This is a genomic window from Streptomyces sp. NPDC059455 (assembly GCF_042750115.1).
In the GTDB taxonomy this organism is placed as follows: domain Bacteria; phylum Actinomycetota; class Actinomycetes; order Streptomycetales; family Streptomycetaceae; genus Streptomyces; species Streptomyces endocoffeicus.
Genome location: NZ_JBHYVB010000490.1, coordinates 1 through 1,310, shown reverse-complemented (window position 1 = coordinate 1,310; position 1,310 = coordinate 1). Strand labels below are relative to the sequence as shown.

Genomic DNA, 1,310 nt, shown 5'->3' with positions numbered 1-1,310 from the left:
CATCCACCCCACCCGCCACCAAATCCCACAACCCCTCCGGCGAAACCACACCACCCGGATACCGACACCCCACCCCCACAATCGCAATCGGCTCCCGCGCGCGCTCCTCAACCTCGCGCAGGCGCCCCCGAGCCTCACGCAGGTCAACAGTGGCTCGCTTGAGGTACGTACGTAGCTGCGCCGCGTCCGCCATCGAGGAATTGCCTTCCTAGAAGATGTGGGCCAAGGGTTCAGAGGAGCTATACGTGTTACAGGTCGCCGTCGAGGAGTTCGAACAGCTCCTCATCAGTCGCTGCTTCGATACTGTCGGCGTCGGCGACGTCACCCGTGCCGCGCTTCTTGAACTGGGTCAGAACATCGGTCAATCGACCAGCCGCCAGGGAATGCTCCTCGTCGGCAAGGGAAACGTTGCCGAGCATTGCGTGGAGCTTCTCGATTTCCGCCAGCACGCCGTGTGCGCTGTTCCGTTCCGATTTCAAGACGCTGTCACCCAGGCGTGAGGCCAGATACTTCGCGAGAGCTATGGAAGTCGGGTGATCGAAGACCACGGTGGTGGGCAGCCGAAGACCTGTTGCCGTACCGAGGTGATTGCGTAGTTCCACCGCGGTAAGGGAATCCAAGCCCATTTCGAGGAGCCCGCCCTCTGCGTCGATGTCGTGGGGGTCGGTTCGTCCCAATACGGTGGCAAGGTGGGTACGGACCAGGTCGAGCAGCAGTTGCTCCCGCTCTTCGGGAACGGCCATGGCGATTCGCTCGCGCCACTCGGTGCCCGAGCCACCACCGTGCCCGGCCGCTGCCTTCCGGACCGGCCTGCGCACCAGCTGACGCAGCACCGGCGGTACCGGTACCGGCCGATCCCCCAACGCCTTCAGATCCATCCGAACCGGCAGCACCACAGCACGGCCCGCATGCATCGACCGATCAAACAGCGCCAAGGCATCTTCAGTAGCCATCGGCACGATTCCCGAGCGGTGTGCACGGGCCGCATCAGCAGCGCTGAGGTTTTGGGTCATCCCGCTGGCCTGTGCCCACAGGCCCCAGGCGAGGGAGAGGGCGGGCAGGCCGAGGGCGTGGCGGTGCTGGGCCAGGGCGTCGAGGAAGGCGTTGGCCGCCGCATAACTCCCCTGCCCACCAGCACCAAGCGTGGCCGCGACGGAGGAGTAGAGCACGAACGCCTCCAACCCCATGTCCCGGGTCAGCTCATGCAGATACCAGGCCGCATCCACCTTCGGAGCCAACACCCGCCGGACACGCTCCTCGGTCAACCCCTCCACGACACCGTCATCCACCACCCCCGCGGTATGCACCAC

Annotated in this window: 2 protein-coding genes; both read right to left on the bottom strand. The window is 65.2% G+C overall.

Going from position 1 to position 1,310, the window contains the following annotated elements; all coding sequences use genetic code 11:
• Positions 1-193: polyketide synthase docking domain-containing protein (locus ACFXB5_RS53765; RefSeq protein WP_385223395.1), on the bottom strand; the 193-nt coding region annotated here is incomplete at its 3' end.
• A 55-nt stretch (positions 194-248) separates the two neighbouring features.
• The coding region (locus ACFXB5_RS53760; protein WP_385223393.1) for a KR domain-containing protein at positions 249-1,310 on the bottom strand (1,062 nt) is incomplete at its 5' end.